The organism is Bathymodiolus heckerae thiotrophic gill symbiont, from assembly GCF_900128515.1.
GTDB lineage: Bacteria > Pseudomonadota > Gammaproteobacteria > PS1 > Pseudothioglobaceae > Thioglobus_A.
The window spans coordinates 1-18,904 of record NZ_FQTP01000015.1; the positions used below are offsets into that span (position 1 = coordinate 1).

Below are 18,904 nucleotides of genomic sequence, written 5' to 3' on the forward strand. Positions count from 1 at the left end.
CTCAGTATAAACCTTATCACCTCTTTTTAGCAAGCCAAAAACAATGGTTTCCCCTAAGGCGCCACGGCCGCGTTTTCCGCGGACGCGCCGTGCGCCAAAATAGCTTTCATCGACTTCAATCTGCCCCACTAGTGGGGCAGATTGAAGTATGGATAGTTCTACAATTCTAAGCCTAATAGCGGTTAAATATTTGTTGATTGTTTGTCTGCTCAATCCTGTTAATTCCTTGATTTGAACTGCGTTCAAATCAAGAGAAAAATACTTAATTATTTCTCTAAATCTCTTCTCTGAAATACGGGAACGATTTACATACTTATTTTTTACTTTCATAACGGTACTTTAACATGATTTTAAATATGCTTGGGTTGTCATGACCCTTAAATAATTATATTGTTTTAGAATCTAGCAGGCGTTATATTGGTGATATTTTGCACAGTGAGAAGGGTTACAAATCTGGTCAACATGCACTGGATATTTTTCTTAATATTGAAAGTATTTATGGTCGCTTGGAATTAATTGCTTTTGAATTTTTGGGTACTTTTCTAATCGCATTCCTCAAAAAATCAATTTGATGTGTTTACTGATGAATTTGGGCAAATATTTTCTCAGTTAAAAGCGGGGGAGTATCAATTATCCTTTCCAGAGTTTGTTCCTATGAATATCAATATACAACAAAATGACACCACAAAAAATGTGATTGATTTAGCAGAGATAGTGTTAATAAGTAGATAAATTGGATATAATTAACTATTTACTTATTTTTGATAAAATACAACTATGTTAGAGAATTATCTACCCATTATTGTGTTTATTGTATTAGGCCTTGGCTTTGGCGCAGGACCAATGTTAATCGGTTATTTGCTCAGCCCTAGTAAGCCTAATAAAGAGAAGAGCTCTCAGTTTGAATGTGGCTTTCCTCCGTTTGAAGATTCACGCATGTATTTCAATGTGCGTTATTATTTAGTTGCTATTCTATTTATCTTATTCGATTTAGAAGTAGCTTTCGTTTTTCCTTGGGCGGTAGTTCAATCAGATTTAGGCTGGTTTGGCTTTATTGCCATGAGTATTTTCTTATTTTTATTAGTTGTTGGTTTTATTTACGAGTGGAAAAATGGAGCGCTGGAGTGGGAGTAAGTCATGGCTATTGAAGGGTTAATGAAAGAAGGTTTTGTTACCACTTCTCTTGACAGTGTTATCAACTGGGCGAGAACAGGCTCATTGTGGCCAATGACATTTGGTTTGGCCTGTTGCGCCGTAGAAATGATGGAAGCAGGCTCTTCTCGTTATGACTTAGATCGCTTTGGTATTGTATTTAGACCAACGCCACGTCAATCAGATTTAATGATTGTTGCTGGCACTTTAACCAACAAAATGGCACCTGCATTAAGAAAAGTTTACGATCAAATGCCGGAACCCAAATGGGTAATTTCCATGGGTTCATGTGCAAATGGCGGTGGTTATTATCATTATTCTTATGCGGTGGTTCGCGGCTGCGATCGTATTGTTCCGGTTGATGTGTATGTGCCTGGTTGCCCGCCAACAGCGGAAGCACTGCTTTATGGCATCATGCAATTGCAAGACAAAATTCATCGCACCAATACTATTGCACGTACATAGACTATGCAAAAATTATTAGAACAATTAGAAGAATTTTTTGACTCTAGCAATATTACTTCATCTTATGGTGAGTTAACATTGATTGTTGCCAGTGAAGATATTATTGGTACTTGCTTAAAGTTGCGCGACAAACTAGAATTCGATACATTAATGGACTTATGTGGCGTTGATTATCTAACCTATGGACAGTCTGAATGGGTGGGAGATGCAAGCAATTCTGGATATTCTAGAGGTCGAAGTGCTCAAGGTGGTGAAGACAGACATCAACAGCGTTTCGCAGTTGTTTACCATTTGCTCTCTGTCAGTAAGAATTATCGTATCCGCGTTAAAGCTTTTGTTGACGAAGCTGAACCAATTATTAAGTCTGTTACTGATATTTGGGCATCGGCTGATTGGTACGAGCGTGAAGCCTTCGATTTAATGGGTATTTTGTTTGAAAACCATACAGATTTACGTCGAATTTTGACTGACTATGGTTTTGTCGGGCATCCATTGCGTAAAGACTTCCCAATGATTGGTGAAGTAGAAATGCGTTATGATGAAGAGCTAGGTCGTGTTGTTTATGAAAAAGTAAGCATCGAGCCAAATATTAGCGTTCCAAAGGTAATCAGAAAATAACATGGCTGAAATTAGAAACTATACACTTAACTTTGGTCCGCAACATCCAGCAGCGCACGGTGTATTACGCCTAATTCTAGAAATTGATGGCGAAGTCATTGAGCGCGCTGATCCGCATATTGGATTATTACATCGTGGCACTGAAAAGCTTGTAGAGTCAAAGCCATACAATCAGTCTATTGGTTATATGGATCGATTAGATTATGTGTCGATGATGTGTAATGAGCATGCTTATGTTATGGCAATTGAAACCATGCTTGAATTAGAGGTGCCAGAACGCGCCCAGTATATTCGAGTGATGTTTGATGAAATTACTCGTATCTTAAATCACTTAATGTGGCTAGGCACACATGCATTAGATGTGGGCGCAATGAGTATTTTTCTATATGCATTTCGCGAACGCGAAAAGTTAATTGATTGCTATGAAGCAGTGTCAGGTTCACGCATGCATGCAACTTATTATCGTCCAGGCGGTGTTTATCGTGACCTGCCAGATAAAATGCCTAAATATTTAAAAACGGACACACGTACTGATAAAGAAATCGAAAAGATGAATGAAAATCGTCAAGGCTCTTTGTTGGATTTTATCGATGATTTTGTTAAAGAATTTCCGCGTCATATTAAGCAATATGACGACTTATTAACAGAAAACCGAATTTGGAAACAGCGCCTAGTTAATATCGGCATTGTTTCTGTAAAGCGTGCCAAGCAATTAGGTTTTACCGGTCCAATGTTGCGAGGCTCTGGTGTTGCTTGGGATCTTAGAAAAAATCAGCCATATGCAGTTTATGACAAACTAGAGTTTGATATTCCGATTGGTGCCACGGGCGATAGTTATGATCGTTACTTGGTGCGTATGGAGGAGTTACGTCAGTCAAATAAAATTATTGGACAATGTGTAACTTGGCTTAAAGCCAATCCTGGCTCGGTCATGAGCGATGATAAAAAAGTTGCACCACCTAAGCGTGCAGACATGAAAGACGACATGGAGTCGCTAATTCATCATTTTAAATTATTCACTGAGGGTTATTCACTGCCAGAAGGCGAGGTATATCGTGCAGTTGAACATCCTAAAGGTGAGTTTGGTATTTATTTAATTTCAGATGGCGCTAATAAACCTTACAGAGTTAAGATCAGAGCGCCAGGTTTTGCGCATTTAGCCTCAATGAATGAAATGACCAAGGGGCATATGTTGTCTGACGTGGTAACTATTATTGGCACGCAGGATATCGTTTTCGGAGAAATCGACAGATAAATTATGATTTCAAATAACGCAAAAAAACAAATAGATAGCTGGATTACAAAATATCCTCAAGGTAAGCAGAGCTCGGCAGTGATGGAAGCTTTAAAGGCTGTCCAGGCGGAAAATAACAACCAGTTGAGTCATGATTTGATTCAAGCGGTTGCTGATTATCTTGATATGCCGGGTATTGCAGCAGCTGAAGTGGCTACTTTTTATGAAAACTATAATCATCAGCCTGTAGGTAAACACATTATACGTTTTTGTCATAATATTTCGTGCATGCTAAATGGCGCAGATGATTTGATCTTGCATCTTGAGGCTAAATTAGGTGTTAAAACTGGTCAGATCACTAAAGATGGATTGATTAGCGTTAAAAAAGTAGAATGCTTAGGTGCGTGTGTTGGTGCGCCAATGTTTCAAATTGGCGATCAATATTATGAGAATTTAACCACGGATAAAATTGACGAAATTGTGGACGGTTTAAAATGAATGAAGTTTGTTTTAAAAACATAGACAAAGATCAATGCTGGTCATTAGAAAATTATGAAGCGAGTGGTGGCTACAGTGTGTGGCGTAAAATTCTAAAAGGCGAATACACGCCTGAACAAATTATAAATGAATTAAAAACATCAGGGTTAAGAGGGCGTGGTGGCGCAGGATTTCCAACAGGATTGAAGTGGAGTTTTATGCCACGCAATGCGCAAGGTCAAAAATACATTGTTTGTAATTCTGATGAAGGTGAGCCTGGCACCTGCAAGGATCGTGATATTTTACGATTCAATCCACATGCGGTAATTGAAGGTATGGCTATTGGTAGTTTCGTGATGAACGCAACGGTTGGTTATAACTATATCCGTGGTGAGTTCATGGAACCATTTAATCGTTTTGAAGGCGCCTTAAAAGAAGCGTACGATGCAGGCTTATTAGGTAAGAATATTAATAAGTCAAAAATTGATTTTGACTTATATTCACATTTAGGTGCAGGTGCATATATATGTGGTGAAGAAACTGCTTTGTTAGAATCTATTGAAGGCAAAAAAGGCCAGCCAAGATTTAAGCCACCATTCCCAGCGAATGTAGGTTTATTTGGTAAGCCGACAACGATCAACAATACCGAGAGCTTTGCTTCAGTGCCGGATATTATGCTCAATGGCGGTCAATGGTTTGCTGATTTGGGTGTGGCAAATTCTGGCGGCACTAAGTTGTTTTCAGTGTCTGGTCATGTGGCTAAGCCTGCAAACTTTGAAGTATCAATGGGTATGCCATTTAAAGAATTATTAGAGCTTGCTGGTGGTATGCGTGATGGTGCTAAATTAAAGGCTGTTATTCCAGGCGGATCTTCAACCCCCGTATTAACTGCAGAAGTTGCTATGGGTATGACCATGGATTATGATGGTATCGATAAAGTAGGCTCTATGCTTGGTGCAGGCTCAGTTATTGTTATGGATGAATCAACTTGTATGGTTGAAGCATTGACCCGATTAGCACATTTTTATTATGATGAGTCTTGTGGGCAATGTACGCCGTGTCGTGAAGGAACAGGCTGGTTGTATCGAGTTCTAAAACGTATTATGGATGGCAAAGGCAAAGCTGATGATATTAATCTGTTATTAGGTGTGCAAGAAAAAATACAAGGTAATACAATTTGTGCTTTAGGTGATGCAGCTGCAATGCCGGTTGAGAGTTTTATTCGATGCTTCCGTGAAGAGTTTGAATACTACATTGAACACGGCAAAAGTATGGTGAAAGGATAATGGTAGAAATTGAAATTGACGGCCAACTGGTTAATGCTGAGCCAGGCGAAATGGTGATTGCGGTAACTGATAGAGAGAGTATTAGCGTTCCAAGATTTTGCTACCACAAAAAATTATCAATTTCGGCATCTTGTCGTATGTGCCTGGTTGATGTAGAAGGTGCGCCAAAGCCTCAGCCAGCTTGTTCTACGCCAATTGCCGAAGGCATGAAAATTCATACCCAAAATGAAAAAGCCGTTGCTTCGCAAAAAGCGGTAATGGAATTTTTATTAATTAACCACCCATTAGATTGTCCAATTTGCGATCAAGGCGGCGAGTGTGAATTGCAAGATGTGGCGGTAGAGTACGGCTCTGACGTTTCTCGCTTTAGTGAAGGCAAACGCATTGTTGCGCCAAGTGATATCGGCCCACTAATTCAAACAGACATGACTCGTTGTATTCACTGTACACGTTGCGTGCGCTTTGGTAATGAAATTGCCGGTATCATGGAAATGGGTGCTACTGGTCGAGGTGAAGAATTAAAAATTGAGCCATTCTTGGCCGAAGGTATTACCTCTGAGCTTTCTGGCAACATGATTGATGTATGCCCAGTAGGCGCTTTAACCTCTAAGCCATTTAGATATGAACTTAGGTCGTGGCAGATGAGCTCAATTGAGAGTATTGCTCGCCATGATTTAGTCGGCTCAAATTTATACGCACAGACTTATAAGGGTAATGTTAAGCGTGTGGTATCAGGCGATAACGATGCCGTTAATGAAACTTGGATTTCAGATCGAGATCGCTTTTCTTATGAAGGTCTGTCGCATGAAAATAGATTGCTCTCTCCTCAAATTAAAGTAGAGGGTCAGTGGAAAGAAGTTGAATGGGATGTTGCACTAGATTTTGCTGTTAAGGGTTTAAATCGCAATATTCTTAATAGTCGTAACATGGCAAAATTAGGTGGATTGGCATCAAATACAGCCACGCTTGAAGAGTTGTATTTAATGCAAAAATTACTGCGAGAGATGGGTTGTGAGAATATTGATCATCGTTTGAACGTTAAAAATTTAAATAATACTATTCATCTTAAATCTACAATGGCACTAGCTGACCTTGAAGCTGTTGATTACGGGCTTATTATTGGCGCTAATTTGCGTTTAGAGCAACCAATGATCAACCATAGGTTGCGTAAAGCACAGTTATCTGGTGCCAACATAACAGCATTAAACGTAAAAGACTTTGACTACAACTACAAAGTAAAAAGCAATGCTATAGCGCCAAGTGAAATAGCCAATACTTTGGCCGGCGTATTAAAAATATTATTAGACAAGGCTCAACAAGAATTACCTGAATACTTGTTAGCAGTGAGCCCGAATAAGCAAACAGTTGAGCTTGCTAATGAATTGCTAGAGGCTGACAATTCGGTACTGATATTAGGCGAGCATTTAATTAACAATGCACAAGCTAGTAGTATTTCAAATTTAACGGCTGAAATTGCAAAATTAACAAACAGCACTACATTAAATTTAACTGCCACTGCAAATTCAATTGGCGCACAGCAAATGGGTTTTGTGCCAAATAGCACTGGCATGAATACCAATGAAATGTTTGAAGCTGATATGTGTGCATTTTTGCTATTAGATATTTATCCTGAATATGATTTCCATCATTCAGCAACTGCATTGAGTGCTTTATCAAAAAATGATGTATTTGTTATTTCGTTAAATAGCTTTAGCAATGAACTGGTGTCGCAGTATTCTGATGTTATGTTGCCAATGGCAGCTATGTTTGAAACCTCAGGCACGCATATGAATATTGATGGAAAAATGCAATCATTCTCGGCTGCTGTTAGTGCGCCTGGCGAAGCTAAACCAGTTTGGAAAATATTAAAAGTGTTAGCTGACTTGCTAGAATTACCAGGATTTCATTATGAGAATTCAGCTAAGGTGATGGAGGGCATCTCTCATCAATCAGTGCAATCTCACGAGCACGATACAAGTGTTAATTTGGGTGATCGAACAACATTAGTTGAGACTATTTGGATGCATTCTCCTTATCAGTCAGATGTATTGTTAAGGCATGCTGATTCATTAAGCGTCAGTAAAATTGGGCAAATAAACACAGCTTCAATGAATGCATCTACTGCAAAAATACTATCATTAAGTGACAAGGATTCTTATTTGGGTGTGCCAGTTGAAATAATCGAGACCATGGCAGATCAGTGTGTTTTTGTTAGCAGTAATCAAGCAACTAATATAGGGGGCTTGAAATGATGGAGTTATGGCAATCTTTCGTATTGGGTGTGCACGAGATGATGCCATGGTTTGATGGTAATATCGCCAACATTGTTGTTATTTTAATTAAAGCCATGGCGTTAATTATGCCGTTGCTATTAACCGTTGCCTACTTTACTTATGTTGAGCGTAAAGTGATTGGCTATATGCAGCTTAGAATCGGCCCAAACCGAGTTGGCCCTAAAGGTTGGTTGCAGCCCATAGCAGATGCATTAAAGCTAATGACTAAGGAAATTATATTCCCAAGCAAGGCTAATATTTACTTATTCTTGCTGGCACCTATTTTGGCAATTGCACCTGCAATTGCAGTGTGGGCAGTTATTCCATTTGATGAAGGGATTTACATCACTAATCTTGATGTGAGTTTACTATATGTGCTGGCTATTGGCTCAATCGGCGTGTACGGTATTATTTTAGCAGGTTGGGCATCCAACTCGAAATATCCATTATTAGGCGCATTAAGAAGCGCATCATTATTGGTTTCATACGAAATCGTAATTGGTTTCGCCTTGGTAACTGTAGTTATGATTGCTGGTAGTGTTAACTTGAATACAATTGTGGCAGATCAACAAGGCGGAATCATTAATTGGTATTTTATTCCATTATTTCCAATGATGATTATTTTCTTTATCTCTGCTTTGGTAGAAACCAATCGTGCACCATTTGATGTAGTTGAGGGTGAATCTGAAATTGTAGGCGGCACGCATGTTGAATACTCAGGCATGACTTTTGCAGTATTTTTCTTGGCAGAATATGCCAACATGATTTTGATGGCGGTACTAGCTGTGGTAATGTTTTTTGGTGGTTGGCATTCTCCGTTTGAAGGGCTTGGCATATTAGAGTCTACATTTGCCTGGGTGCCTGGCATTATTTGGCTGTTACTAAAATCTACTTTTTTTATGTTCTTGTACTTGTGGGTAAGAGCAACTTTCCCACGTTTCAGATACGATCAAATTATGCGCTTAAGCTGGAAAGTATTTTTACCAATTACGATTGTTTGGATTTTTGTTGTTGCGTTGATGACTCAACTTCAAATCGGACCATGGTTTTCATAGGGAATAATTAGATGTTTAATGGCTTAAAAAAATTAGTAAACACACTGACTCTGAGCGAATTGCGCACAGGTATGAAAATTACAGTCAAAGAGTTGGTTAATACTAAAATTACTGTTCAGTATCCTGAAGAAAAAACACCAATTTCACCAAGATTTAGAGGGTTGCACGCATTACGTCGCTATCCAAATGGCGAAGAGCGTTGTATTGCCTGTAAGCTTTGTGAGGCGGTATGTCCAGCTAATGCCATTACCATCGAATCAGAAATGAGAGAAGATGGCACACGCCGTACAACTCAATACGACATTGACTTATTTAAATGTATTTTTTGTGGTTTTTGTGAAGAGGCGTGTCCAGTTGATGCGATTGTTGAAACACAAATTTTTGACTATGCATTTGAGTCAAGAGATGGCAGTATTATGACCAAAGAGCGCCTATTAGAAGTAGGCAATGATAATGAACAGGCAATTAGCAAGGCCAGATCTGAGGATTCTAAATATCGATAAGGATAAAGTTAATGAGCTCTGAACAAATAATTTTTTATATTTTATCATTTTGGTTTATTGCCTCATCACTGGCAATGATCTTTGCTCGTAATGCAGCAAAAGCAGTGCTATTTTTAGTTTTAGGCTTCTTTTCTGCAGCCAGTATTTGGATTTTATTGGAAGCTGAATTTTTGGCAATTACGCTAATTTTGGTTTATGTAGGTGCTGTTATGGTACTGTTCTTGTTTGTCATCAAAATGCTTAATATTGACAAGTCAACCTTGCGTGCAAAGTTTGCAGGCTACTTGCCTTTGGGGTTAATCGTTGCGTTAATTATTATTGCTGAAATGACCCTAGTATTAGGTGGCGCACAGTTTGGGCTAGAAATCATGCCTTCGCCAGAAAGACATGGTGCTGATTATAGTAATATTACCGTTTTAGCCATGCAGCTTTACACAACTTATGTTTATCCATTTGAATTAGCGGCAGTTTTATTGCTAATTGCAATTATTGCTGCCATTACCTTGGTGCGTAAAAAAGAGTCAACTCACAAGAAGCAAAATGTTTCAGAGCAAGTAAATGTGCGCGCTAAAGATAGAGTGCGACTTGTGACTATTGCCTCGCCATCTAAGGAGAAAAAATAATGGTCAGTTTGAGTGATTACTTGATATTAAGCAGCATCATTTTTTGTATCGGCTTGGTAGGAATTTTTATTAACCGTACCAATATCATTACATTATTGATGTGTGTAGAGCTTATCTTGGTAGCGGTCAATACAAACTTTATTGCTTTTTCGCATTTTTTAGGCAATGAAGCAGGTCAAATTTTTGTATTTTTCATTCTAACAGTGGCTGCTGCAGAAGTGGCAATTGGTCTTGCTATCTTAACATTGTTGTTTAGGGTTCGCGGCTCGATCAATGTTGATGTTACTAATAGCTTGAAGGGGTAGTGATGGAGAAAATTTATTTAATCATTGCATTAGCACCCTTAGTTGGTGCAATCTTTGCCGGATTTTTAGGCTCGTTATTAGGAAAAATGGCAACCAACGTTGTGACTATTTTGGGTGTACTGGTTTCTACTATTTTATCTTTATATGTGTTTAATCATCATGTGCTTGAAGGCGGTGATGTATTTAACGAAAACATCTATACCTGGATGCAAATCGGCAATTTGAACATCAGCGTTGGATTTTTGATTGACAACCTAACTGCCGTAATGCTGGTGATTGTGTCGTTTGTATCTCTGATGGTGCACATCTATACCATTGGCTACATGCATGACGATACTGGCTATACTAAATTCTTTAGCTATATTTCATTGTTCACATTCTCAATGTTTATCTTGGTTATGTCGAATAATTTCATGCAGTTGTTCTTCGGCTGGGAAGCGGTAGGCCTTGTGTCATACTTGTTAATTGGATTTTGGCATCATAAAGAAAGTGCTGTTGAAGCTAACTTTAAAGCCTTCCTGGTGAATCGCGTTGGTGACTTTGGTTTTCTTTTAGGTATTGCATTGGTGTTAATGTATTTTGGTTCGTTGGATTATGTGGAAGTATTCGCCAGCCTAAGCAATGTTGTGGGCGTTACTATGCTTGACGGCGCTTCAGTGATTACTGTTATTTGTATTTTATTGTTTATTGGTGCAATGGGTAAGTCAGCACAAGTGCCTTTGCATGTATGGCTTCCAGGCTCTATGGAAGGTCCAACACCAATTTCGGCATTGATTCACGCTGCTACCATGGTAACTGCAGGTATCTTTATGGTGTCACGCATGTCGCCAATGTTTGAGCTTAGTGAAGTAGCATTAATGGTGGTGATGGTAGTTGGTGCAATTACTGCTTTATTTATGGGCTTATTAGGTATTGTTCAAAATGACATTAAAAAAGTGGTGGCTTACTCAACACTTTCTCAATTGGGTTATATGACAGTTGCCCTAGGTGTGAGTGCTTATTCAGCTGCAATTTTCCACTTAATGACACACGCTTTTTTCAAGGCATTGCTTTTCTTAGCAGCCGGATCGGTTATTGTTGCCTTACATCACCAACAAGATATTCGAAAAATGGGCGGCTTGCGTAAAAAAATGCCAATCACTTATTGGACGGCACTAATTGGAACTTTAGCACTTATTGGTTTTCCAGGATTTTCTGGCTTCTATTCAAAAGATATGATTATTGAAGCGGTACATTTCTCAAGTTTGCCATTCGCTGACTGGGTATATGTTGGTGTTATTGCAGGCGTATTTATTACTGCTTTCTATTCTTTAAGAATGTTCTTCTTGGTTTTCCATGGCGAATCTAGAATGGACGAGCACACGCAGTCGCATGTTAAAGAATCGTCCATGAGTATTGCATTGCCGCTGATTGCCTTAGCAATTCCTTCGCTAGCAATTGGTTATTTCACTATTAATCCAATGCTATTTAATGGTTGGTTAGATGATGCAATTACCGTTGCTGCTAATCACACTTCAATGGCAAGCCTAAAACAAGAATTTCATGGCGCTGCCGGTATGATTCCGCATGCACTTCAAACATTACCATTCTGGATGATGGTCGCTGGTATCGCTAGTGCTTGGGTGTTAACGTTATATAAAACGCAGTGGGCCACTTGGATTCAAACCAAGTTCCATCGCACAAATTACGTGCTTGAATCTTTGTACGGCTTTGATCGATTTAATGATATTGTATTTGTTAAAGGGGTTAAAAATTTGGGTAATTTCCTCTGGAAAGTATCAGACTCTGGCTTAATTGATAAAATGGTTGTTAATGGTAGTGCTAGGTTTGTTGGCTTTATAGGATCAGTGGTTCGACCAATCCAAACAGGCTATGTTTATCATTATGCCTTTTTCATGATTGTTAGTTTATTAATTATTTTAACTTGGGTGCTGTTTGCAGGTGAGCGCCCATTACTTGAGCTGTAGCGATGGATAATTCATTATTAAGTTTACTAATTTGGCTGCCAATTTTTGCAGGCGTCTTAGTTATATTGATCGGTAACGAGCGTGCTAATACAGCACGTTGGATTAGTGTTGCTGTTTCTATTTTGGTATTCATCATATCGTTGAGTTTGTATACCGAGTTTGATTCAAATACGCATCTCATGCAATTCGAAGAAAAAGCTTCTTGGATTTCTCAATTCAATATTTACTATCATTTGGGTGTTGATGGTATTTCAATGCCACTAATTATCCTCACTACATTTTCCACCATACTGGTGTTAATTGCCGGTTGGGAAGTAATAAAAACTCGACCAGCTCATTACATGGCTGCATTTTTGATGATGGAAGGTTTGATTATTGGTGTATTTTCATCACTCGACGCTATTTTGTTTTATGCATTTTGGGAAGCATCACTCATTCCAATGTTGTTGATCATTGGTGTTTGGGGTGGCAACAATCGAGTTTATGCGGCGATTAAATTCTTCTTGTACACCTTCTTAGGCTCTGTGTTCATGTTGGTATCACTCATCTACATGTACAACAAAGGCGGTTCATTTTCTATCTTAGACATGCATAATCTAAGCTTAACTGCCGCAGAGCAGGCTTGGATATTCTGGGCATTCTTTATGGCCTTTGCGGTTAAAGTACCAATGTTCCCAGTGCATACATGGCTGCCAGATGCACACGTACAAGCACCTACAGGCGGTTCGGTGATACTAGCTGCAATTATGTTAAAAATGGGTGGCTATGGTTTCTTCCGTTTTTCATTGCCAATTACGCCTGATGCTTCTTACCAGTTTTCAGAAGTTGTTATTATTCTGTCGTTAATTGCAATTGTTTATATTGGTTTTGTGGCGCTGGTTCAGCGCGATATGAAAAAGCTTATTGCGTACTCTTCAATTTCGCACATGGGTTTTGTCACCTTAGGTGTCTTTGCATTATTCTTAGCTTACAAGCCAGGTGCTGCAGAAGCGGCATTATTGGGCCTTGAAGGCGCCATGGTGCAAATGATTTCACATGGTTTTATATCGGCTGCAATGTTCTTAGTGGTAGGCGTGTTATATGATCGACTACATTCAAGAGAAATTTCTACCTATGGTGGTGTGATTAATTCCATGCCTAAATTTACAGGTTTTGCTGTGCTATTTGCTATGGCCAACGCAGGCTTGCCAGGAACCTCAGGATTTGTCGGTGAATTTATGGTGATTTTGGGTGCGGTTCAGGCAAATATTTGGTATGGCGTTTTGGCAGGTAGTACGCTAATTGTTGGTGCTGCTTATACATTGTGGATGGTTAAACGAGTTTTCTGGGGTGCAATCACCAATCCAGCCGTTGAAACTTTGTCAGATATTAATGCTAGAGAATTTGGTATTCTAGCAGTGCTAGCAATTGCTGTTATTGCCATGGGTCTTTACCCTCAACCAGTGATTGAAGTCATCCATGTAACCATTGAACATTTATTAAATCAAGCCCTAACTTCTAAACTTTAAGAATTATGAATAATATGTATACATTTGATACCTCAACTTTATGGGTGGCGTTACCTGAAATCTTTTTATTAAGCGCTATTGTAGTTGTGCTTTTATTGGATTTATTTTTAACCAAGCCATTCAAACAAGTTACTTATTATCTAACTCAGCTAAGTTTATTGATTACTGGAATATTAGCTTTTAATTTAATTGGCGAGCTAAAAGCAATTATCTTTGGCGGTTCGTTTATTTTGGATAATATGGCATCGGTGTTTAAAGTCTTTATGGCTGGATCCACCATGGTTGCGTTGGTTTATACGCGCCATTACTTAACGTCGCATAAACTGTTTAGAGGTGAGTATTTTGTCTTAGTGTTATTGTCAATGCTAGGCATGATGGTGATGGTTTCAGGCTACAGCTTATTAACCTTATATCTTGGTTTGGAAATTTTATCTCTATCTTTATATACGTTAATCGCCATTGCACGAGAACGTGCAGGCGCTGTTGAGGCGGCACTTAAGTATTTTGTTCTAGGTGCAATTGCATCAGGCTTATTGTTATATGGTATGAGCATGGTTTACGGCATTAGTGGTAGTATTAATATTAGCGATATCGCCACCTTTGCTGCTAATGCGACTCTTGCATCTAGAGAAATGCTAATTCTTAATTTTGGCCTAGTGTTCCTAGTTATCGGTATTGCCTTTAAACTCGGCGCAGTGCCATTCCATATGTGGGTGCCAGATGTTTATCAAGGTGCGCCAACCTCAGTAACCATGTTCTTATCAACCGCACCTAAAATTGCAGCCGTGGCAATGTTGGTACGAATCTTGGTTGATGGTATGGGGGCTATGCACGCTTATTGGTCGGATTTATTTATGGTATTGGCGTTGTTATCAATTGTGCTAGGTTCAGTCGTAGCGTTAATGCAAACTAATATTAAGCGCATGTTAGCTTATTCAACCATTTCCCATATTGGTTTTATTTTATTAGGATTTGTCACAGGTGTTGTTACTGGCTATGGTGCCGCAGTATTTTATGTATTGGTTTATATCTTGATGAGTTTGGCCGCATTTGGCATGATTATTCTTCTCAACAAGCAAGGTTTTGAAGCAGATAAAATTTCTGACTTTAAAGGCCTGAGTAAGCATTCGCCTTGGTTTGCACTGATGATGTTAGTTATCATGCTGTCAATGGCTGGTGTGCCACCATTCATTGGTTTTTACTCTAAATTATTTATCCTTCAGCAAGTTATCTCTGCAGGGTTTGTTACCATCGCGGTGATCGCAGTTGTGTTTGCAGTTATCAGTGCTTATTACTACTTACAAGTGGTTAAATCCATGTATTTCGAAGGCTCTGATCAAGACATAACCATCACTGCGCCAATGGATATGAAACTCATCTTGTCTATTAATGCGGTATTAATCTTAGTAGTTGGAATATTCCCAGATTTCTGGATGAAGTTATCAATCTCGTTGTTTTAAAGTAGGTATTAGAAAATGAAAATATTGATCAGAAATCTACCACGCACATTGTCAGAAGCTGCACTTAAAGAATTGTTTGAAGTCTATGGTGAAGTGCAGTCTTGCACATTGGTGTTAGATAAAAAATCAAGTGCCTCTAAAGGCTTTGGATTTGTTGAAATTGCAAAAGTTGGAGAAGCTAAAGTTGCTATACAAGCGCTTAATGGCAAAGAAATTAATGGCAATAAGATTAGGGTTAAAAAAGCAGATTCAGGCAAATAACCTAAAAATTTAAAGTTTTTATCAGGTGTTGTTTACTTCAATTTTTCCAATAGGATTTACTCTCTTCCAGGCATGCCCGTAAATCACTTCATAAGTAGCGGGTAGCTTTCCATCTTGTCGATACGACTCGTACATTTGTATCATTAGTTGGAACTTACCTTTACCCATTAAAGATTTTGATCGAGCATCAACCGTTTGTGCGCCAATGGCTTTAAGATCTCTTAATAGATCGGTAACGATTTGGTAGGTAAGGGTGAGCTTTTCCATTTCCATGACTGGTGATTGAAAGCCAGCACCGAGCATTTGATCACCAATATCATGCATGTCGGTAAAGGTATTAACATGGGTTTGATTATCGACCACTGACCAGCTCTTTTTAAGCTCTTTAAGTGTATCTGGACCAAAGGTAGAGAATAAGATTAATCCATCATTTTCGAGTACTCTGTGAATTTCTGAGAACAGTTGCTTTAAGTCAGGGCACCACTGCATCATCAAGCTAGAAACAACAATATTAATACTATTATCTGCCAAAGGTAGGTGGTTAGCATTAGCGCAAATTTTGTGTTTTGATGTGTTGTTTTTTAGTGAGTTTTGAGCAAAGTCCAGTGCAATGATTTTTGAGTCTGCAAAGCGCTTTTGTAAATCAGTGCTTAACAATCCAGTACCTGCACCAAGATCTAAAATTACATTTGAACTTGAAGTGATAACTTCCAGCTTTTCATCAAGCCTTAAGGCAATTTCCTTTTGTAAAAAAGCATGATCATTGTAATTGTCAGAGGCTTTATTAAAGGCCGATCTTACTGCAGACATTGATTTACCTTGTTGGCAATGTTATTCATCAGTTTGAAGTATTGATCGGTGCCAGTGTTAAACTCACTACCCATAATATTAATACGTACAGTGCTAATATTTAAGCCTTTGGTTAGCGTATCAATGCGTTTAAGTGGTACACCAGTTGTACTGATAAGACACTTAGTGTTATTGCTGCGTATAGATTTTTTAGCTTTAATGATTTTGTAAATACTTAATCGCTCCTCGTGTTTCGAGGTAATTAGCGTTGTTTGCTTTAACTGGTTTTCAGTAATAAAGTGTCCAAATGCATTTGAATAGCTAGCAATAGGCTGCTGGGTATTCGTTAAGATTTGTTTTATATTTTGCTTAAGTGCTGATAATTTACGCCCAAGCTTCAAATAGTTTTCCTGATATTTTTTTGAATTATCTACGTCTATTGAAATTAATCGAGCTGTTAGTTTTTTGGCAAATCCTTGCATGTGGTTGATACTTGTCCATACATGATAATTCGGGCTATCCTGAGAATGCTCATCATGCTCATCATGCTCATCATGCTCATCATGCTCATCATGCTCATCATGCTCATCATGGGAAACAATGTAGAATTTTTTATCAGACTCTACGTTACTCAGTGTTTTATTCAACCCTTCTTCCATGCGTGGGTGGACAGCAATAATCAGGTCAGCATTTTCAACCAGTGAGCGTTGTGAAGGCTTAAGGTGAAAGTGATGTGCAGATTGATTGCCTGTTAATAATAGCTCTGGCTTAGTGACACCTTGGGTGATGTTGCTAACTAAAGAGTGAATTGGTAAAATACTAACCACAAGTTTGGGTGCTGAAATTGCACTGGTAGATAGTAAAAATAGTGTGGCTAGTAGAAGATGAATCATCGGCATAATTATACGTATTTATTTTTGACAGATAAAGATTGCACGTTTAGGTGCTGGCAAGCCTTCAATGGTTAAATTTTCATCATTTGGATCTAGAAAATCTTTGATAGACTGCGTATTGTCGCCAATCCAGTGCGTAGCTTGTTGCTCTTCTGGTGTGGTTTTAGTGACATCAATTAATTTTATATTTTTAAAACCGGCTTGCTCGAGCCACATGTGTAATGTGTCGATAGAAGGCAGACACCAAACATTTCGCATGCGTGCGTAACGATTTTTTGGAATGATTTGATCGCCATGTTCTTGATTAATAATCAGCGTTTCTAAAATTAGCTCACCACCCTCTTGCATGACATCTCTAAGCTGTTGAAGATGCAATATATGGTTTTTTTGGTGATACAAAACTCCCATAGAAAATACCGTATCAAATAAAGGTTCTTGTGGCACTTGCTCGAGCTTTAAAGGCAATACATAAGCATTGGGTGGGCTGCTCATTAGAGTGCGAATAGCTTGAAACTGGAAATTAAATAGCAAAAAAGGTTCAATGCCTATGGCAATTTCAGCACCTTGCATAGCCATCAGATAAGTGAAATAACCATTGCCTGAGCCAACGTCTAAGACAGTTTTACCTTGCAAAGGTTTGATCGACTTTTTAAGTCGATCCCATTTCATATCACCGCGCCATTCGCTATCCAGATTTAGATCGCCAATTTGATATGGACCCTTACGCCAAGGCATGAGTTTTTTTAATGACTGCATCATTTCATCAGGTTTAATGTTTGTATCAATGGAAATATAAGGATGTTTAAAGCTAACATTACCAAGCTCGTTTCTTTCAATATCAATAATCGCGCCTTCCCATTTTGGAATGTTGCCATTATTAACGCCAAAGGCCAGAGTTGATAAATCAACTAATTGCGCACAAATAGATGATAAATGTGTCGATTGACAATGTTTTTCAAAATCTTTAAGCATACAAGACCAGAGTGATATATAATAGCATCAAAGGAACAATTATAAACTATTTGAAGAAGGACAATATTATGAAAAACACATTAACTTTTGTAGCAGCAATGGTATTAACAACAAGCATTATTGCCGGTGGTGATGATCGCGACATGGGCCCTGTAGATCCAATTTTTGGAAAAGTTGTGATTACTGAGCAAGCGCCAGATACAATGACATTGAGCGATATGTCTAAAGTGATCGGTCAAACACCTTCAGGTTTTGCAGTGACTCAAAGTGCTCATGAAGCTTGTCAAGCAACATTAGATTTGTCGGATGATAATATCTCTAGATTTAAAGATGCATTAGCAGGCGGTTTCTTGTTTAACACAGGCCCAATTGATACAATGGGCACATTGTTTTCACCTGAGCGTTGGGCGGATTACTTCTCCTGTGTAAAGAGTCAGTAAATTATTTGTCAAAGCTATTAAAAAAGGCCTGCATTAGCAGGCCTTTTTAACGTCCAAAGAAATGATTAAATTTCTAGTAGAGAGTTTTCTTTATCGGCTAGCTTGGTTTCAACTTCTTTAACACTGGCGTTAGTTAATTTTTGTATATTGTCCTCTGCATGTCTTGCCTCATCTTCTGATATTTCTTTATCTTTTAATAGATCTTTAAAATCAGAATTTGCATCACGACGAATATTACGGATGGCAATTTTGGCATTCTCAGCTTCATCTTTAACGACTTTAACCAAGTCACGTCTACGTTCCTCAGTTAGCGGTGGCAAAGGAATGCGAATTACCTGCCCCATAGTTTGAGGGTTAAGACCTAAATCTGAAGTCATAATGGCTTTTTCAACTGCCGCTGACATTTCTTTTTCCCATACGGATACTTTAAGTGTGCGTGAATCTTCAGCCACAATATTGCCCACTTGAGAGAGTGGCACCATTGAGCCATAGTATTCAACTTGCACTTGCTCAAGTAGTGAAGGGTGTGCGCGACCTGCGCGAATTTTAGTAAAGTTATTTTCTAAAGAGTTGATACTCTTACCCATGCGATCTTTTGCATCTTGTTGAATTTCAGTTAACAT

The 18,904-nt window shown here is 38.6% G+C and carries 21 protein-coding genes and 1 pseudogene; 17 read left to right on the top strand and 5 right to left on the bottom strand.

Translation table 11 applies throughout. The features are described from left to right. A pseudogene (locus tag BTHERMOSOX_RS03230) lies at nucleotides 1-330 on the bottom strand (IS1595-like element ISBaz1 family transposase); the annotation flags it as partial. Nucleotides 331-573: 243 nt separating this feature from the next. On the opposite strand from BTHERMOSOX_RS03230, the gene BTHERMOSOX_RS03235 reads away from it, so the two are divergent. Genes BTHERMOSOX_RS03235 through BTHERMOSOX_RS03310 form a run of 16 tightly spaced genes read left to right on the top strand, consistent with a single transcriptional unit; the run spans nucleotide 574 to nucleotide 15,187 of the window. Next, nucleotides 574-732, top strand: coding sequence for a hypothetical protein (locus tag BTHERMOSOX_RS03235; protein WP_212744624.1), 159 nt, complete (start codon nucleotides 574-576; stop codon nucleotides 730-732). Nucleotides 733-777: 45 nt separating this feature from the next. Further along, entirely contained in the window at nucleotides 778-1,134 is a 357-nt protein-coding gene (locus BTHERMOSOX_RS03240) for an NADH-quinone oxidoreductase subunit A (RefSeq protein WP_138119377.1), read from the top strand. A 3-nt stretch (nucleotides 1,135-1,137) separates the two neighbouring features. Further along, on the top strand, nucleotides 1,138-1,617 hold the full coding sequence (locus BTHERMOSOX_RS03245; protein WP_138119379.1) for a NuoB/complex I 20 kDa subunit family protein: 480 nt from the start codon (nucleotides 1,138-1,140) through the stop codon (nucleotides 1,615-1,617). Between the two features lie 3 nt (nucleotides 1,618-1,620). Further along, nucleotides 1,621-2,235 carry an NADH-quinone oxidoreductase subunit C gene (locus tag BTHERMOSOX_RS03250; RefSeq protein ID WP_138119381.1) on the top strand — a complete coding sequence of 205 codons (615 nt, stop codon included), beginning with the start codon at nucleotides 1,621-1,623 and terminating at the stop codon, nucleotides 2,233-2,235. Nucleotide 2,236: 1 nt separating this feature from the next. Next, a complete protein-coding gene (locus BTHERMOSOX_RS03255; protein WP_138119383.1) occupies nucleotides 2,237-3,490 on the top strand; it encodes an NADH-quinone oxidoreductase subunit D in 1,254 nt (417 codons plus the stop codon). Between the two features lie 3 nt (nucleotides 3,491-3,493). Beyond that, complete coding sequence (locus BTHERMOSOX_RS03260; RefSeq protein WP_138119385.1) at nucleotides 3,494-3,967, top strand: NADH-quinone oxidoreductase subunit NuoE family protein; 474 nt, start codon at nucleotides 3,494-3,496, stop codon at nucleotides 3,965-3,967. Continuing rightward, nucleotides 3,964-5,232: an NADH-quinone oxidoreductase subunit NuoF gene (nuoF, locus tag BTHERMOSOX_RS03265; protein ID WP_138119387.1), complete on the top strand. Its 1,269-nt coding sequence runs from the start codon at nucleotides 3,964-3,966 to the stop codon at nucleotides 5,230-5,232. Before BTHERMOSOX_RS03260 ends, nuoF begins: the two co-directional genes overlap by 4 nt. Beyond that, nucleotides 5,232-7,484: an NADH-quinone oxidoreductase subunit NuoG gene (nuoG, locus tag BTHERMOSOX_RS03270; protein WP_138119389.1), complete on the top strand. Its 2,253-nt coding sequence runs from the start codon at nucleotides 5,232-5,234 to the stop codon at nucleotides 7,482-7,484. The genes nuoF and nuoG overlap by 1 nt, the downstream gene beginning before the upstream one ends. Next, nucleotides 7,481-8,560 (top strand): NADH-quinone oxidoreductase subunit NuoH, encoded by a 1,080-nt coding sequence (gene nuoH / locus BTHERMOSOX_RS03275; RefSeq protein WP_428992035.1) that lies wholly within the window; start codon nucleotides 7,481-7,483, stop codon nucleotides 8,558-8,560. The genes nuoG and nuoH overlap by 4 nt, the downstream gene beginning before the upstream one ends. 11 nt (nucleotides 8,561-8,571) lie before the next feature. Next, nucleotides 8,572-9,063, top strand: coding sequence for an NADH-quinone oxidoreductase subunit NuoI (gene nuoI / locus BTHERMOSOX_RS03280; RefSeq protein WP_138119391.1), 492 nt, complete (start codon nucleotides 8,572-8,574; stop codon nucleotides 9,061-9,063). Between the two features lie 11 nt (nucleotides 9,064-9,074). Beyond that, on the top strand, nucleotides 9,075-9,686 hold the full coding sequence (locus BTHERMOSOX_RS03285) for an NADH-quinone oxidoreductase subunit J (RefSeq protein WP_138119393.1): 612 nt from the start codon (nucleotides 9,075-9,077) through the stop codon (nucleotides 9,684-9,686). Continuing rightward, a complete protein-coding gene (nuoK, locus tag BTHERMOSOX_RS03290) occupies nucleotides 9,686-9,991 on the top strand; it encodes an NADH-quinone oxidoreductase subunit NuoK (RefSeq protein WP_138119394.1) in 306 nt (101 codons plus the stop codon). The genes BTHERMOSOX_RS03285 and nuoK overlap by 1 nt, the downstream gene beginning before the upstream one ends. Nucleotides 9,992-9,993: 2 nt before the next feature. After that, the gene (gene nuoL / locus BTHERMOSOX_RS03295) at nucleotides 9,994-11,958 is read left to right on the top strand and encodes an NADH-quinone oxidoreductase subunit L (protein WP_138119396.1); all 1,965 of its coding nucleotides are present in this window, start codon (nucleotides 9,994-9,996) and stop codon (nucleotides 11,956-11,958) included. A 2-nt stretch (nucleotides 11,959-11,960) separates the two neighbouring features. Further along, on the top strand, nucleotides 11,961-13,466 hold the full coding sequence (locus BTHERMOSOX_RS03300) for an NADH-quinone oxidoreductase subunit M (protein WP_138119398.1): 1,506 nt from the start codon (nucleotides 11,961-11,963) through the stop codon (nucleotides 13,464-13,466). A 5-nt stretch (nucleotides 13,467-13,471) separates the two neighbouring features. Further along, nucleotides 13,472-14,926, top strand: coding sequence for an NADH-quinone oxidoreductase subunit NuoN (nuoN, locus tag BTHERMOSOX_RS03305; RefSeq protein WP_138119400.1), 1,455 nt, complete (start codon nucleotides 13,472-13,474; stop codon nucleotides 14,924-14,926). Nucleotides 14,927-14,941: 15 nt separating this feature from the next. Beyond that, entirely contained in the window at nucleotides 14,942-15,187 is a 246-nt protein-coding gene (locus BTHERMOSOX_RS03310; protein ID WP_138119402.1) for an RNA recognition motif domain-containing protein, read from the top strand. Between the two features lie 21 nt (nucleotides 15,188-15,208). On the opposite strand, the gene bioC is transcribed toward BTHERMOSOX_RS03310, so the two are convergent. Genes bioC through cmoB form a run of 3 tightly spaced genes read right to left on the bottom strand, consistent with a single transcriptional unit; the run spans nucleotide 15,209 to nucleotide 17,841 of the window. Continuing rightward, nucleotides 15,209-15,997, bottom strand: a complete 789-nt coding sequence (gene bioC, locus BTHERMOSOX_RS03315; RefSeq protein ID WP_138119404.1) for a malonyl-ACP O-methyltransferase BioC — start codon at nucleotides 15,995-15,997, stop codon at nucleotides 15,209-15,211. Next, the gene (locus BTHERMOSOX_RS03320) at nucleotides 15,985-16,869 is read right to left on the bottom strand and encodes a metal ABC transporter solute-binding protein, Zn/Mn family (RefSeq protein ID WP_138119406.1); all 885 of its coding nucleotides are present in this window, start codon (nucleotides 16,867-16,869) and stop codon (nucleotides 15,985-15,987) included. The genes bioC and BTHERMOSOX_RS03320 overlap by 13 nt, the downstream gene beginning before the upstream one ends. A gap of 18 nt (nucleotides 16,870-16,887) precedes the next feature. Beyond that, nucleotides 16,888-17,841 (bottom strand): tRNA 5-methoxyuridine(34)/uridine 5-oxyacetic acid(34) synthase CmoB, encoded by a 954-nt coding sequence (cmoB, locus tag BTHERMOSOX_RS03325; RefSeq protein WP_138119408.1) that lies wholly within the window; start codon nucleotides 17,839-17,841, stop codon nucleotides 16,888-16,890. Nucleotides 17,842-17,909: 68 nt separating this feature from the next. On the opposite strand from cmoB, the gene BTHERMOSOX_RS03330 reads away from it, so the two are divergent. Continuing rightward, complete coding sequence (locus BTHERMOSOX_RS03330; protein ID WP_138119410.1) at nucleotides 17,910-18,281, top strand: hypothetical protein; 372 nt, start codon at nucleotides 17,910-17,912, stop codon at nucleotides 18,279-18,281. A gap of 65 nt (nucleotides 18,282-18,346) precedes the next feature. Here BTHERMOSOX_RS03330 and frr read toward each other — a convergent pair whose 3' ends face one another. Beyond that, a complete protein-coding gene (gene frr, locus BTHERMOSOX_RS03335) occupies nucleotides 18,347-18,904 on the bottom strand; it encodes a ribosome recycling factor (protein ID WP_138119412.1) in 558 nt (185 codons plus the stop codon).